Genomic DNA, 13,177 nt, shown 5'->3' on the forward strand with positions numbered 1-13,177 from the left:
ACCGATTGGTGTAAATTTGGTGTAAAGAGGTAAATTTATTCGGTTTGGAAAGTCCCGAAACCCGCATAAATACTGGGGTTTTCTTACTTGTCGTTCGGTAAGGACTTCATTGTGGGGAAGAGGAGCACGTCGCGGATGGCTGCGCTGTCGGTGAGCAGCATACACATCCGGTCAATGCCGAATCCGATTCCGCCTGTCGGCGGCATACCGATCTCCAGTGCGTTCAGGAAGTCCTCATCTGTAGTGTTGGCCTCGGCATTTCCCTGTGCCAGCTGCTCTTCCTGGTCTTTGAACCGCTCTCTCTGGTCAATGGGGTCGTTAAGCTCGGAGTAGGCATTGGCCATCTCCCAGCCGTTCATGAAGAACTCAAACCGCTCTACGTAATCCGGATTCTCCGGTTTCTTCTTGGTCAGCGGAGAGATCTCAATGGGATGATCCATGATAAAGGTAGGCTGTACCAGATGTTCCTCTACAAACTCCTCGAAGAACAGGTTCAGGATATCTCCCTTCTTATGGCGCTCCTCAAACTCTACGTTGTGCTCTTTCGCAAGGGCTCTGGCCTGCTCCAGTGTCTCCACCTCATTCCAGTCCACGCCTGCGTATTTCTTCACCGCGTCGATCATGGTCATACGGGCAAATGGTTTGCCCAGATCCATCTCGATCCCGTTGTAAACGATCTTGGTGGTCCCCAGAACCTCCTGCGCCACATGGCGGTACAGGTTCTCCGTCAGGTCCATCATGCCGTGGTAATCGGTATAAGCCTGATACAGCTCCATCAGGGTAAATTCCGGATTGTGTCTGGTGTCCAGTCCCTCGTTGCGGAAGACACGGCCAATCTCATAGACCCGCTCCAGTCCGCCTACGATCAGACGTTTCAGATATAACTCCAGAGAGATCCGAAGTTTGAAGTCCTCTCCCAGGGCGTTGAAATGGGTCTCAAAGGGACGCGCCGCAGCTCCGCCGGCGTTGCTCACCAGCATAGGAGTCTCCACTTCCAGGAATCCTTCCCCGTCCAGGTATCTCCGGATGGCGCTGATAATGTGGGAACGCTTGATAAAGGTATCCCTTGCCTCCGGGTTCATGATCAGATCCACGTATCTCTGGCGGTAGCGCGCGTCCGTGTTGGTCAGGCCGTGATATTTCTCCGGAAGGATCTGCAGGCTCTTGGAGAGAAGGGTGATCTTCGCCGCATGGATGGAGATCTCTCCCGTCTTGGTCTTGAACACTTCGCCCTCCAGGCCGATGATGTCGCCGATATCCAGCTTTTTAAACTCTTTGTAGGCTTCCTCTCCCAGACTGTCTCTTGCCACATAGGACTGGATATTGCCGGTCTGGTCCAGAATGTTGCAGAAAGAGGCCTTGCCCATCACACGCTTCTGCATCACACGCCCTGCCAGGGAGACCTGTTTGCCTTCCATCTCCTCATAGTGCTCCTTTACGTCCGCCGCATGGCAGGTCACGTCATAGCTGGTGATGGTAAATGGATTCTTTCCGTTCTCCTGCAGCTCCGCCAGCTTCTCCCGGCGTACCTTCCTCAACTGATTCAAATCTGGTTCCTGTGCGTTCTTGTGCTGCTCGCCCACGTTCTTCTCTCCTTCCTTTTGTCGAAGGAACCCCTCATGCTGCTGAGGGGTCCGTATCTCTTCTGATGTTCGGTTTTTTGTCTCTGAAACCGCTCCTTACATGGAACGGCTGATCTCCAGGATCTTGTACTGCATTGCTCCGGCCTGGGTCTCCACGTCTACCAGGTCGCCTGCCATCTTGCCCATCAGCGCCTGCCCTACCGGGGACTCATTGGAGATCTTGCCTTCCAGGCTGTTGGCCTCTGTGGAGCCTACGATCTTGAACTCCATATCTTCGTCAAAGGTCACATCGTGTACCTTTACCGTACAGCCTACATTAATTTTATCAAAATCAACTTCGTCTTCTACGACTACTTCCGCGTTCTTGAGAATTCCTTCCAGCTCTTCGATCCGTGCCTCGATGTCCCGCTGCTCGTCCTTCGCCGCATCATATTCCGCGTTCTCCGACAGGTCTCCCTGCTCTCTCGCCTCTTTGATCTTGCCGGCGACTTCCTTTCTCTTTACTACCTTCAGGTGCTCCAGCTCGTCTTCCAGAGCCTTCAGTCCTGCATAAGTAAGTAATCTCTTTTTCGTTTCCATGTGTCCTGCTTCCTTTCTTTTCCACTTTCATATCATTTCGCCCGGCTGCCTGTTTCCCGCCGGTTTTATGAAATATTTTCGTAAAATAAAGGCACTTTCATAATTTCATTATTATACAGAAAGGCCTTTGCAATGTCAATGTTTTTTTCGGTAGTTCCGCCCTGCCTCAGGTATTGATTCAGTATACGCAGGACCGCCTTCTTTTATGTTCCTTTCACCGGATTTTTTCGGACAAAAGCTGTTCCAGTTCCTCATAGGATTCCACCTGGTTGATGGCTTCCCTGAGCCTGGCGGAACCTGGCAGGCCTTTGGTATACCAGGACACATGCTTGCGCATTTCCCGGATCCCCAGATATTCCCCTTTGTACCGGATCTGCAGGCGGGCGTGGCGCAGCATCATTTCCCGGATCTCATCCGCCCCGGGCCGCGGCCGCAGCTTCCCGGTGCGCTCATATTCCAGAAGATCGGAGAAGATCCAGGGGTTGCCCTGGGCGCCCCGCCCGATCATCACCCCGTCGCAGCCGGTCTCTTCCATCATGGCAAGGGCCGACGCCCCGGAGACCACGTCGCCGTTTCCGATCACCGGGATGGACACCGCCTCTTTCACCTGGCGGATGATGTCCCAGTCCGCCTTCCCGGAGTAATACTGCTCCCGGGTACGCCCGTGGACCGCCACCGCCGACGCTCCCGCGTCCTCCGCGATCCTGGCGATCTCCACTGCGTTCACATGCTGATCGTCGAAGCCTTTCCGGATCTTCACTGTCACCGGCTTTTGGATCGCTCGGGAAACCTTCTCCACGATCCTGCGGACCAGCCCCGGATCATTCATAAGCGCGGAACCCTCCCCGTTCTTCACCACCTTGGGCACCGGACACCCCATATTGATGTCCAGGATCTGGAAAGGACGGTCTTCGATCCTTCTGGCCGCCTCGCTCATGATCTCCGGATCCGAGCCAAACAACTGCAGGGAAACCGGGTACTCCTCCGGGTGGATCTCCAGCAGCTGTTTTGTATTTCTATTTCCATAGATCAACGCCTTCGCACTGATCATCTCCATACATAAAAGACCCGCTCCCTGCTCCTTACACAGGAGCCGGAACGGCAGATCCGTCACCCCGGCCATGGGCGCCAGGATGTACGGGTTATCCAGTTTCACATTCCCGATGTTCATTTTGGTACACCCCTTCTTGCATTTTGGTACACCCCAAACGTCAATTTAGGACGTAGCCTTTTTGCATTTTGCTACGTCCTCTGTTAAATAATTAACGTTTATTCTTCTCGTAAATAATCCGCAGTCCTTTCAGCGTCAGCTGGGAATCGTACACGTCGATGACCTTCGTCTCTTTGGCGATCATCTTCCCCAGCCCGCCGCTGGCGATGACTTTGGCGTCCGTGTATCCGGAGGCCTCCCGGATCTTCTGAACGATGTACTCGGTCTGTCCCACCTGGCCGAATACCAGACCGGCCTGCATGCCGGAGACGGTATCTTTAGCCAGGATGGATTCCGGCGTGCGGATCTCGATGGCCGGAAGCATGGCCGCCTGGCCCCACATGGCCTGGGCGGAGGTGCGGATCCCCGGCGCGGTCACTGCCGCCTCGAAGGTGCCACCCGGACCCACCAGGTCATAGGTGGTGGCAGTTCCAAAGTCGATGACGATCACCGGCCCCCCGTGGAGGGTGTAAGCCGCCACCGCATCCACGATCCGGTCGGATCCCACCTGTCTTGGGTTCTCCATCTGGATGCTGATCCCTGTCTTGATCCCGGCGGACACTACCATGGGCTTGATCCCAAAGTATTTGATGATGGCGCTTCCCAGAGAATGCATCACATCCGGCACAACGGAAGCCACGATCACCGCGTTGATCTCCGTGCTGGAGATCCCGTGGCGCTCTACCAGCTCCCGCAGGGTGATCCCGTATTCATCGGAAGTCCGCGGCAGCTTGGTGGTCATCCGAAATGTGCCAAGAAGCTCCTCTCCCCGGAAGATCCCCAGTGTAATATTGGTGTTTCCCACATCAATGACTAACAGCATTTATTCAATCTCCTCTCCCAGGAAAAATACCCGGTAATATAACTGCAGCGCCTGGAGAAGTTCCTGCTTCTCCTTCTGGATCTGCTTGATCTTCAGCGCGCTCCCGATGTCGTCGAACATGGGATCTCCCTCCTGGCTGGTCACCTCGAAGCACAGTTCCCCGTTCTCCTCGTACACCAGCGTCAGGATCCCGCCCACATCGTGAACGTAGAGCACGCACATGATCTTCAGTTCATCCTTGATATTGTCCGGAAGCTGGGCAAAATCCGGATTCAGATAATATTTCTCCTCGTAGGAGTTCGCCCCGCACAACACTACTTTATCTTCGTACATGATCCTCTCCCTGTCCGCCGTCCTCCGGCAGACTTCTATACATATCCGTAAATGCCGCGGACCGATACTTCCCCGGCAAAAATCTTCCTCGTCTCACCTTCCCGGGTCCTGACGATCAGTTCGCCTCTCTCGTCGATCCCCAGGGCATGAGCCTCATAGGCTCCCGCAGGGTCCAGCACCTTCACCTCCCGGTCCCGGTTGACAAGCCTTCTGCTGTAAGCCTCCTGCAGGCCGGACAGATCCCTGGTTCCGGCAAATATCTCATAATTCTCCTCAAAACGCTTCAGGATCTCCGCGATCAGCCGACCTCGAATGACTTTCTTCCCGGTCTCCAATCTTAAGGAAGTGGCCGTCTCCCGGATCTCCTCCGGAAATGTCTCCTGATTCACGTTGATCCCCACGCCGATCACCACATAGTGGATGTAATCCACCTCCGCGCTCATCTCTGTCAGGATCCCGCAGATCTTCTTCCCTTTCAGCACCAGGTCGTTGGGCCATTTGATCCCCACTTCCCCGCCGCAGACCGTTTCAATCCCCTCCGCGGCGGCAAGGGCCATCACCAGCGTCAGCATGGAGGCCCGCTCCGGCGGAAACTCCGGCCGCAGCAGCAGCGTCATGTAGATATTCTCTCCCTCCGGCGACTCCCAGGCTCTTCCCCTGCGTCCCCGCCCGGCGCTCTGCCGGTCTGTCACAAAAAGGCTCCCGTGGGGGCTTCCCCCTTCCCCGGCAGCTTTTGCCTGCAGATTGGTGGAATCGGTCTGGGGAAAATATACTACATGGCGTCCGGCCCACCGGGTGCCGATCCGGCTCTCCAGCTCCTCCCTGGAGAGCACATCCGGCGATCCCACAAGCCGGTAACCCTTGTTGCGGACTGCCTGGATCTCATACCCTTCGTCCTTCAACTGTTCCATCACTTTCCACACAGCCGCCCTGGATACCTGGAACCGGCTGCACAGCTGCTGCCCGGAGAGGAATCCTTCGCTCTCCCGCAGCAGACGCAGGATCTCTGTCTTCATATTTCTACTCGGTCTCCCCCAGTGTGGCCACCATCACAGCCTTGATGGTATGGAGCCGGTTCTCCGCCTCGTCGAATACCACGCTGGCCTTGCTTTCAAACACATCCTCTGTTACTTCATTTCCCTTCACCGCCGGCAGACAGTGCATGAAGATGGTGGTATCCTTGCCGGTCCGCTCCATCAGCTCCTGGTTGATCTGATAGGGCTTCAGCATGGCGATCCGCTCTGCCGCCTTGTCTTCCTCTCCCATGGAAGCCCACACATCGGTGTAAAGCACATCTGCGCCCTCTACTCCATTTACGTCGTCAGTCACGGTAATGGAAGAGCCGGACTCTTTGGCATATCCCTGACACAGCGCGATCAGCTCTTTCGTAGGCCACAGCGCCTCCGGCGCCACAATGGCGAAATCTACGCCCACCTTGGAACAGCCGATCATCAGGCTGTTGGCCATATTGTTGCGGCCATCTCCCAGGTAGACGAACTTCAGCCCCTTCAGATATCCGAAATGCTCCCGCATGGTGAGAAGATCCGCCAGGATCTGGGTAGGATGATACTCGTCCGTCAGGCCGTTCCACACCGGAACACCGCTGTATCTGGCCAGGGCCTCCACATGCTCCTGCTTAAATCCGCGGAATTCAATACCGTCGAACATCCGTCCCAGCACCCGGGCCGTATCCTCAATACTCTCCTTATGACCCAGCTGGATCTCATTTCCCGCAAGGTAAGTGGGATTGCCCCCCTCGTCCGCCGCGCCCACGGTAAACGCGCAGCGGGTCCTGGTAGAAGGCTTCTCAAAGATCAGCGCGATATTCTTTCCCTTCAGACTGTTTCCTGTGATCCCCTGCTTCTTCTTCGCTTTCAGGTCCGCAGCCAGATCCAGAAGATACAGGATCTCCTCCGGGGTAAAATCTTTCAGTGTCAGAAAACTTCTTCCTTTTAAATTCATCTGTCCGTCCTCCTAAATGATAGAAATGTGGGCGCCATTACATGCGCCCACCATACGTGCTTTTTATCTTGTGGTCCTGCCAGCTCTCTACTGCTGCTGCCCTTCGCTCTTCTCATCGCTGCTTCCGATCTCCACCACCGACTTCACCAGTCCGGCGATATTCTGGATCTCAGAAGGAATGATGATCTTGGTGGCTTTGCCGTCCGCCGCTTTGGCAAATGCTTCCAGGCTCTTCATGGTCAGCACCGCCTCGTCAGCGCCCGCTTCCTTCAGGAACCGGATACCGTCTGCATTGGCCTGCTGTACCTTCAGGATCGCCTCCGCCTGACCTTCCGCCTCACGGATCATGGCTTCCTTCTGGGCCTCCGCCCGCAGGATGGCTGCCTGCTTCTCCGCTTCCGCGTCAAGTACGGTGGACTCTTTATTTCCTTCCGCCACAAGGATGGTGGACTTCTTCTCGCCCTCTGCCCGCAGGATGGCTTCCCGGCGTTCCCGCTCTGCCTTCATCTGCTTCTCCATGGCGTCCTGGATGGCCGCCGGCGGAATGATATTCTTAAGCTCTACCCGGTTTACCTTGATCCCCCAGGGATCGGTAGCCACGTCAAGGGCCGCCCGCATCTGGGTGTTGATGGTCTCTCTGGAAGTCAGGGTCTGGTCAAGTTCCAGGTCTCCGATGATATTACGAAGGGTGGTGGCCGTCAGGTTCTCGATGGCCATGATAGGATTGGCCACTCCGTAGCAGAACATCTTGGGATCGGTGATCTGGTAGAACACTACCGTGTCAATCCGCATGGTAACGTTATCTTTCGTGATCACCGGCTGGGGAGCAAAATCCACTACCTGCTCCTTCAGATCCACTCTTCTGGCCACCCGGTCGATGATGGGCCATTTGAAATGCACTCCGGTGCCCCAGGTTGCCTGGTAGGCGCCCAGTCTCTCTACCACCATCGCCTGCGCCTGACGTACAAACTTTACACAGGAGATCAGTATCAGTATGATAATGACCAAAATAATAATACCAAGAATACTCAGGATCATTTTTTCTCCTCCTTCTCTCTTACGATCAGTTTTACACCCTGGATCCCGTCGATGACCACCACGGTGTTCTTCCCGATGTAGCCGTCCGGCTCATCTGTCTTCGCCGACCACTCCTGGCCGTTGACCTCCACGCGCCCGGTGGACTTCAGGGTGTCCACCTCTTCCAGCACCAGCCCGTGCTGGCCGATCAGGCTCTCTGCGTTGGTCTTTGTCCGGTCCTTGTTAAAATACTTCACCGCGATGGGCCTTGTCAGGACCAGCAGAATAATGGAAACCACAAGGAAAACGCCCACCTGCACCGCCGTGCCGAATCCGAAGACCCCTGCAAGGAACGCAGCCAGCGCGCCCAGGGCGAACCAGATCGTGGTCAGGCCCATGGTTATGATCTCAATGATCAGCAATACTATGAAAATTACCAGCCAGTATACCGTCTGCATCGTCAGCCCTCTTTTCTTCCAGATTCCTTACCCCTTATCTTACTATACTTCCCGCCATAAAGCAACGAAAATCAGCGCCGCTGCCGGCTGGCCTCGAACATCAGGACCGTGGCCGCCACCGCCGCGTTCAGGGACTCTACCTGCCCCTTCATGGGGATCCGGATCCACCGGTCCGCCGCCTCTGCCACCTCCCGGCGAAGCCCGTTTCCTTCATTTCCAATAAGGAAGGCGCAGGGCTTTCGGTAATCCTCCTGGTCATAGCTATTCTTCCCCTCCAGGTGGGCCGCATACATGAGGATCCCTTTTTTCTTCATTTCCGCCAGGGCTTCCGTAAGATCCCGGCAGCGGCAGACAGGCATCCGATAGACGGATCCCATGGTGGAGCGGATGGTCTTGGGATTATAGAGATCCACGCAGTCCCCTCCCAGGATGATCCCGGTCACTCCCGCCCCCTCTCCGGTCCGCAGGATGGTGCCAAGATTCCCCGGGTCCTGCAGGCCGTCCAGCACAAGGAGAAGGGGATCCGTCTCTGAGAGGATCTGCTCCAGAGCTGCTTCTTTTCTGTCCACTACCGCCAGCACCCCCTGAGGCGTCTGGGTGTCAGACACATGGGAAAATACATGATCCGAAAGGATCTCTGCCGGGATCCCGGAACTTTTTACCTTTTCCCAGATCTCCGGCGCCTTCCCAAGGAAAGATTCCGAGAAATACACTTCCCGCACCCGCTCCCGGGGCGCCTCTTCAAACATCCGGGGCCCCTCTGTCACGAAGATCCCTTCCTGGTCTCTTATCTTTCGCTTCTTTACCAGATTCACAAGCCGTTTGACTTTTCCGTTGGCCGTGCTGGTGATCACCGGCCTACTCATTTTTTTCATACTTGGCGAATTTCTTAAGATCCGCATTCGCCCCGATGAGGATCAGGATCATATCCCGCTTCAAAGGCTTCCTGGGATCCGGCGTCACATCCACGTCGTCCCCTTCTCTTAAACCGATCACATTGACCCCGTGGTTCCTGCGCACATTCAGCTCCTCCAGGGATTTGCCGATCCAGGTCTCCGGCAGCACCATCTCCATCACGCTGTATTCCGGGGAAAGGGCCACCCAGTCCGCGAAACTGGAGGACACAATGCTTTTTGCCACCTGGCTTCCTGCCTCCTTCTCCGGGAAAATGACGGAATCCGCCCCGATCTTTCTAAGTACGGTGGCATGGAGCTCGTTCTTGGCCTTGGCCAGCACATAGGGCACTCCCTCGTCCTTGGACACCAGCGTGGCCATAATGCTGGCCTCCATGTTGTCGGCGATGGCCACGATCACCCCGTCCAGGTTCCGGGTTCCCAGGGACCGGATCACTTCCGGGTCCTCAATATCCGCCTTCATGGCGTAGGAGACATATTTCGAGATCTCCTCGATCCGCTCCATATGGTTGTCCACCGCGATCACGTCGCAGCCCAGTCCCTGCAGGGTGATGGCCGCGCTCTCTCCAAAACTTCCTAATCCAAATACTGCATACTGTTTCTTCATCTCATTTCCTCCCCTTAACCTACCATAACTCTCTCTCCCGGCAGCTCTCTCAACCGGGTCTTGGGATTTGCCTTGCCTGCGAACACCAGCGCCAGGGTAACCGGACCGATCCGGCCTGTATACATCAGGATCATCAGGATCACCTGGCTCGCCCGCTCCAGATGGGGCGTCAGATCCGCCGTCAGCCCTACTGTGGCAATGGCTGAGGTCGTCTCATAAACAATATCTATCAGAGATACGCTGTCCGCTTCGATCACCGCGATCAGCATAGTCCCTCCCAGGAAAATGCCCATAGCCAGCATGGCCACCGCGAACCCTGTCCGGAAGTTCTCAAAGGTGATCTTCCGGCCAAAACATTCGATATTCTTCCCTCCCCGCACCGTCGTCAGACAGGCCAGGATCAGCATGGCCATGGTGGTGGTCTTGATACCGCCGGCAGTTCCTGCCGGGGAACCTCCGATGAACATCAGGATACTGCACAGAAGCTTGGTCTCATCATAGAGGGGACCCTGGGGCATGGTGAAGAATCCTGCCGTCCTGGTGGTCACCGACTGGAAAAGTGCCGAGAAGACCTTCTCCCCTGCAGACATGCCCCTCATGGTCTCCGGATTCCCCTGCTCCATCAGGAAGATCAGCGCCGCGCCGCCAAAGATCAGCACCGCCGTCATCACCAGCACCAGCTTGGTGTGCAGGTTAAGCCCCACCACGCCGCTCACCGGCGACTGCCGCCGCTTTAAGGTCAGGCGGATCATATGGAGCACGTCAAACCACACCACGAATCCCAGACCTCCCAGCACGATCAGCGCCATGGTGGTAAGATTCACAAGCGGGTTGGCCGAATACACAGACAGGCTGGTGGTCCCAAGGATGTCGATCCCGGCGTTACAGAACGCGGAGATGGCGTGAAAGATGGAGTACCCCAGCCCTTTGATCAGTCCATATTCCGGGACAAACTGGAAGGCGTAGAACAAAGCGCCGGCCCCTTCCACCACGAAGGTGCCGATGATGACTTTCTTCACCAGGCCTACGATCCCGCCCAGCCGGTCCATATTGTAAGTCTCCTGGATCACGATCCGTTCTTTGACAGTGATCCGCTTCCTGAGCAGGAAGAAAAAGGAAGCCATACAGGCCACCACGCCCAGACCGCCGATCTGGATCAGCAGCATCAGGACGATCTTCCCGAACAGGGTAAACTGCGTCGCCGGTGTGATGGTGATAAGCCCGGTCACACACACCGCAGTGGTTGATGTAAACAGAGCGTCGATGAACGCGATGGGCTGCTGGTTGCTCACTGGCAGCCACAAAAGCACGCCGCCCAGGAAGATCACTCCCAGGAACCCGGCGGCCAGGATCCGCATGGTATTCCACCGGACGCTTCTGCGTCTGTTTCTCATGTTCCCCTCTCCTTTATCATGGTTTTGGAACTGTCCGGTCCGGGAGCGCTAGACTTTGAACCGGTATCCCACGCCCCAGATGGTCTCAATGTACTGAGGATTGGAGGTATCCACCTCGATCTTCTCACGGATCTTCTTGATATGGACCGTCACCGTGGCGATATCCCCGATGGATTCCATATCCCAGATCTCCCGGAACAATTCTTCTTTAGTATACACATGATTGGGGTGGCTTGCAAGAAAAGTCAGCAAGTCAAATTCCTTGGTGGTGAAATTCTTCTCCTGCCCGTTGACCCACACCCTGCGGGCTGTGGTGTCGATCCTGAGTCCCCGGATCTCGATCACCTTATTCTTGGGCGCCGCGCTCTCTGTCAGCCGGTCGTACCGGGCCATATGGGCCTTCACCCGGGCCACCAGCTCGCTGGGGCTGAAAGGCTTGGTCATATAGTCGTCCGCTCCCAGGCCCAGTCCCCGGATCTTGTCAATATCGTCCTTTTTGGCCGATACCAGGATGATGGGGGTATTCTTCACATCCCGAATCTGCCGGCAGATGTCGAACCCGTCGATCCCCGGGAGCATAAGGTCCAGGATATAGAGGTCGTACTCCTCCTCCAGCGCCTTTTTAAGCCCGGTCTCCCCGTCATTTGCCACTTCCACGGCAAACCCGCTCAGCTCCAGATAATCCTTTTCCAGATCCGCAATGCTCTCTTCGTCTTCCACGATCAATATTTTACTCATGAACCGGTACCTCCTGATATTTTCTAAGGACGAAATACATGGTCGTCCCCGTATGCTCCCGACTGGTCGCCCAGATCTTGCCCCCGTGCTCTTCGATGATCTTCTTCACGATGGAAAGCCCGATGCCGCTTCCTCCCTTGGAAGAATTCCGGGAAGCGTCCGTCCGGTAGAACCGGTCGAAGATATTGGGCAGATCCTTTGCCGCGATCCCCTTGCCGTTGTCCTCGATCTCCGCCTGGATAAAGTCTCCCACATCCTTCACCCGCAGATTGATCTTAGCCTTATCCTTGTCCATATATTTCAGCGAATTGTTGACGATATTGTGGATCACCCGCTTCATCTGTTCCGCGTCCGCGATCACCCGCACGTCCGGGGTCACATAGTTGAAATACCCGAATTCCACATTCTTGGACTCCAGCTCCACAGACAGATCCTCCGCGCAGTCGTTGAAATACTCGTTCACCGACAGGATGTCGAAATTATAAGGGATCCGGTTGGTGTCGATCTTGGAGTACAAAGTCAGCTCATTGATCAGAAGATCCATCTCGCTGGCCTTATTGTAGATGGTTCGGATATATTTATCCACCTTCTCCGGAGTGTCCGCCACCCCGTCCATGATCCCTTCCGCGTACCCCTTGATGGTGGTCACCGGGGTCTTCAGATCATGGGAAATGTTGCTGATCAGTTCTTTGTTCTCCCGGTCGTAGGCAAGCTTCTCCTCCGCCGTGTCCTTAAGCCGCCGGCGCATGTCCTCCATGTCCCGGCACAGCTGACCCAGCTCGTCATTTCCCTGGGCCCGCAGTTCAAAGTCCAGGTTCCCCTCCTTGATGTTCTTGGCCGCCACCTGCATCCGTTTCAGGGGAAGCTTCACGCTCCGGTAGATCCAGAACATCAGGACAGAAGCGGTCAGCACCAGGATCAATACTACTCCCAGAAGCATATCCCAGAACAGGGCTTCCACCTCAGGGATCATATTGCTCACATCCGCCACGATAAAGGCGCTTCCCTCCTCCCCGTCAGAGAAGTGGAAATCAATCTGCTTCACCAGGGACTGGGCGTCTCCGCCCAGGTAGATCCCATTTTCCGAGCTGGTGTTCTCCGCCTTGTATCCGGGGAGCTGCCGGATCACCTTGTCCACCTCCTCCCGGTCGGCGCCGATGTAGATGACCGTGTTGTCCTTGCGCACCAGAAGGTAGGCTCCTTTTTCTTCCAGCTTCTCGTTGATCTCCTCCAGGAAGGCGGCCTCCTCCATCTCGTCCGGATCCTCCCGTATCAGCTCCTGCAGCTTGTGATAGGACCTCTCCGTCAGCCTGGACAGCACCTGCATGGAGTTGGACAGGCTCTCCCTGGTTGTATTTTCAATTCCGTATGTCTTTTCGATGGCGCCGATCTGATAGGTGGAAAATGCGAAATACATCAGCACCGTCAGACAGATGGGCAAAAGGATCACCGTCAAAAAGGCAATGAACAGTCTGGTTTTCAGTTTCATGCCAGTTTCCTCCAAAGGTAAGTATAGCATGAATACGGGCGCTTCACACCAAAGCGCCCGTAAATTTCAG

At 55.7% G+C, this 13,177-nt stretch carries 14 protein-coding genes; all 14 read right to left on the reverse strand.

Going from position 1 to position 13,177, the window contains the following annotated elements:
• Nucleotides 1-83 precede the first annotated feature (83 nt).
• The 14 genes from lysS to ACML7B_RS02880 all read right to left on the reverse strand — a co-directional run bounded on the left by lysS (nt 84) and on the right by ACML7B_RS02880 (nt 13,107).
• Entirely contained in the window at nt 84-1,583 is a 1,500-nt protein-coding gene (lysS, locus tag ACML7B_RS02815; protein WP_418539252.1) for a lysine--tRNA ligase, read from the reverse strand.
• A gap of 96 nt (nt 1,584-1,679) precedes the next feature.
• A complete protein-coding gene (greA, locus tag ACML7B_RS02820; protein WP_418539253.1) occupies nt 1,680-2,162 on the reverse strand; it encodes a transcription elongation factor GreA in 483 nt (160 codons plus the stop codon).
• A 214-nt stretch (nt 2,163-2,376) separates the two neighbouring features.
• Nucleotides 2,377-3,333: a tRNA dihydrouridine synthase DusB gene (dusB, locus tag ACML7B_RS02825; protein ID WP_346707535.1), complete on the reverse strand. Its 957-nt coding sequence runs from the start codon at nt 3,331-3,333 to the stop codon at nt 2,377-2,379.
• Between the two features lie 91 nt (nt 3,334-3,424).
• Nucleotides 3,425-4,195: a type III pantothenate kinase gene (locus ACML7B_RS02830; RefSeq protein ID WP_106789638.1), complete on the reverse strand. Its 771-nt coding sequence runs from the start codon at nt 4,193-4,195 to the stop codon at nt 3,425-3,427.
• The gene (locus tag ACML7B_RS02835) at nt 4,196-4,528 is read right to left on the reverse strand and encodes a DUF6145 family protein (protein WP_106789637.1); all 333 of its coding nucleotides are present in this window, start codon (nt 4,526-4,528) and stop codon (nt 4,196-4,198) included. It abuts the gene before it with no gap.
• 35 nt (nt 4,529-4,563) lie between these two features.
• Nucleotides 4,564-5,544, reverse strand: a complete 981-nt coding sequence (locus tag ACML7B_RS02840; protein ID WP_418539254.1) for a biotin--[acetyl-CoA-carboxylase] ligase — start codon at nt 5,542-5,544, stop codon at nt 4,564-4,566.
• Nucleotides 5,545-5,548: 4 nt separating this feature from the next.
• A complete protein-coding gene (gene argF, locus ACML7B_RS02845; protein ID WP_106789635.1) occupies nt 5,549-6,490 on the reverse strand; it encodes an ornithine carbamoyltransferase in 942 nt (313 codons plus the stop codon).
• An 87-nt stretch (nt 6,491-6,577) separates the two neighbouring features.
• Nucleotides 6,578-7,528: a stomatin-like protein gene (locus tag ACML7B_RS02850; RefSeq protein ID WP_346707533.1), complete on the reverse strand. Its 951-nt coding sequence runs from the start codon at nt 7,526-7,528 to the stop codon at nt 6,578-6,580.
• Complete coding sequence (locus ACML7B_RS02855; RefSeq protein ID WP_346707532.1) at nt 7,525-7,965, reverse strand: NfeD family protein; 441 nt, start codon at nt 7,963-7,965, stop codon at nt 7,525-7,527. Before ACML7B_RS02855 ends, ACML7B_RS02850 begins: the two co-directional genes overlap by 4 nt.
• 71 nt (nt 7,966-8,036) lie before the next feature.
• Nucleotides 8,037-8,840, reverse strand: coding sequence for a 23S rRNA (guanosine(2251)-2'-O)-methyltransferase RlmB (gene rlmB / locus ACML7B_RS02860; RefSeq protein ID WP_418539255.1), 804 nt, complete (start codon nt 8,838-8,840; stop codon nt 8,037-8,039).
• Nucleotides 8,824-9,486, reverse strand: coding sequence for a TrkA family potassium uptake protein (locus tag ACML7B_RS02865; RefSeq protein ID WP_346707530.1), 663 nt, complete (start codon nt 9,484-9,486; stop codon nt 8,824-8,826). The genes rlmB and ACML7B_RS02865 overlap by 17 nt, the downstream gene beginning before the upstream one ends.
• A gap of 14 nt (nt 9,487-9,500) precedes the next feature.
• Complete coding sequence (locus ACML7B_RS02870; protein ID WP_418539256.1) at nt 9,501-10,880, reverse strand: TrkH family potassium uptake protein; 1,380 nt, start codon at nt 10,878-10,880, stop codon at nt 9,501-9,503.
• A 48-nt stretch (nt 10,881-10,928) separates the two neighbouring features.
• Entirely contained in the window at nt 10,929-11,618 is a 690-nt protein-coding gene (locus ACML7B_RS02875) for a response regulator transcription factor (RefSeq protein WP_106789630.1), read from the reverse strand.
• Nucleotides 11,611-13,107: an ATP-binding protein gene (locus tag ACML7B_RS02880; RefSeq protein ID WP_418539257.1), complete on the reverse strand. Its 1,497-nt coding sequence runs from the start codon at nt 13,105-13,107 to the stop codon at nt 11,611-11,613. Before ACML7B_RS02880 ends, ACML7B_RS02875 begins: the two co-directional genes overlap by 8 nt.
• Nucleotides 13,108-13,177: the final 70 nt, after the last annotated feature.

Source organism: Massilistercora timonensis, from assembly GCF_048354975.1.
GTDB lineage: Bacteria > Bacillota > Clostridia > Lachnospirales > Lachnospiraceae > Massilistercora > Massilistercora timonensis.

Excerpts from the sequence above, each read along its gene's own strand:
- greA (WP_418539253.1), bottom strand. The coding sequence starts at position 2,162 with ATGGAAACGAAAAAGAGATTACTTACTTATGCAGGACTGAAGGCTCTG.
- dusB (WP_346707535.1), bottom strand. The coding sequence starts at position 3,333 with ATGAACATCGGGAATGTGAAACTGGATAACCCGTACATCCTGGCGCCC.
- ACML7B_RS02830 (WP_106789638.1), bottom strand. The coding sequence starts at position 4,195 with ATGCTGTTAGTCATTGATGTGGGAAACACCAATATTACACTGGGGATC.
- ACML7B_RS02835 (WP_106789637.1), bottom strand. The coding sequence starts at position 4,528 with ATGTACGAAGATAAAGTAGTGTTGTGCGGGGCGAACTCCTACGAGGAG.
- ACML7B_RS02840 (WP_418539254.1), bottom strand. The coding sequence starts at position 5,544 with ATGAAGACAGAGATCCTGCGTCTGCTGCGGGAGAGCGAAGGATTCCTC.
- argF (WP_106789635.1), bottom strand. The coding sequence starts at position 6,490 with ATGAATTTAAAAGGAAGAAGTTTTCTGACACTGAAAGATTTTACCCCG.
- ACML7B_RS02850 (WP_346707533.1), bottom strand. The coding sequence starts at position 7,528 with ATGATCCTGAGTATTCTTGGTATTATTATTTTGGTCATTATCATACTG.
- ACML7B_RS02855 (WP_346707532.1), bottom strand. The coding sequence starts at position 7,965 with ATGCAGACGGTATACTGGCTGGTAATTTTCATAGTATTGCTGATCATT.
- rlmB (WP_418539255.1), bottom strand. The coding sequence starts at position 8,840 with ATGAAAAAAATGAGTAGGCCGGTGATCACCAGCACGGCCAACGGAAAA.
- ACML7B_RS02865 (WP_346707530.1), bottom strand. The coding sequence starts at position 9,486 with ATGAAGAAACAGTATGCAGTATTTGGATTAGGAAGTTTTGGAGAGAGC.
- ACML7B_RS02870 (WP_418539256.1), bottom strand. The coding sequence starts at position 10,880 with ATGAGAAACAGACGCAGAAGCGTCCGGTGGAATACCATGCGGATCCTG.
- ACML7B_RS02875 (WP_106789630.1), bottom strand. The coding sequence starts at position 11,618 with ATGAGTAAAATATTGATCGTGGAAGACGAAGAGAGCATTGCGGATCTG.
- ACML7B_RS02880 (WP_418539257.1), bottom strand. The coding sequence starts at position 13,107 with ATGAAACTGAAAACCAGACTGTTCATTGCCTTTTTGACGGTGATCCTT.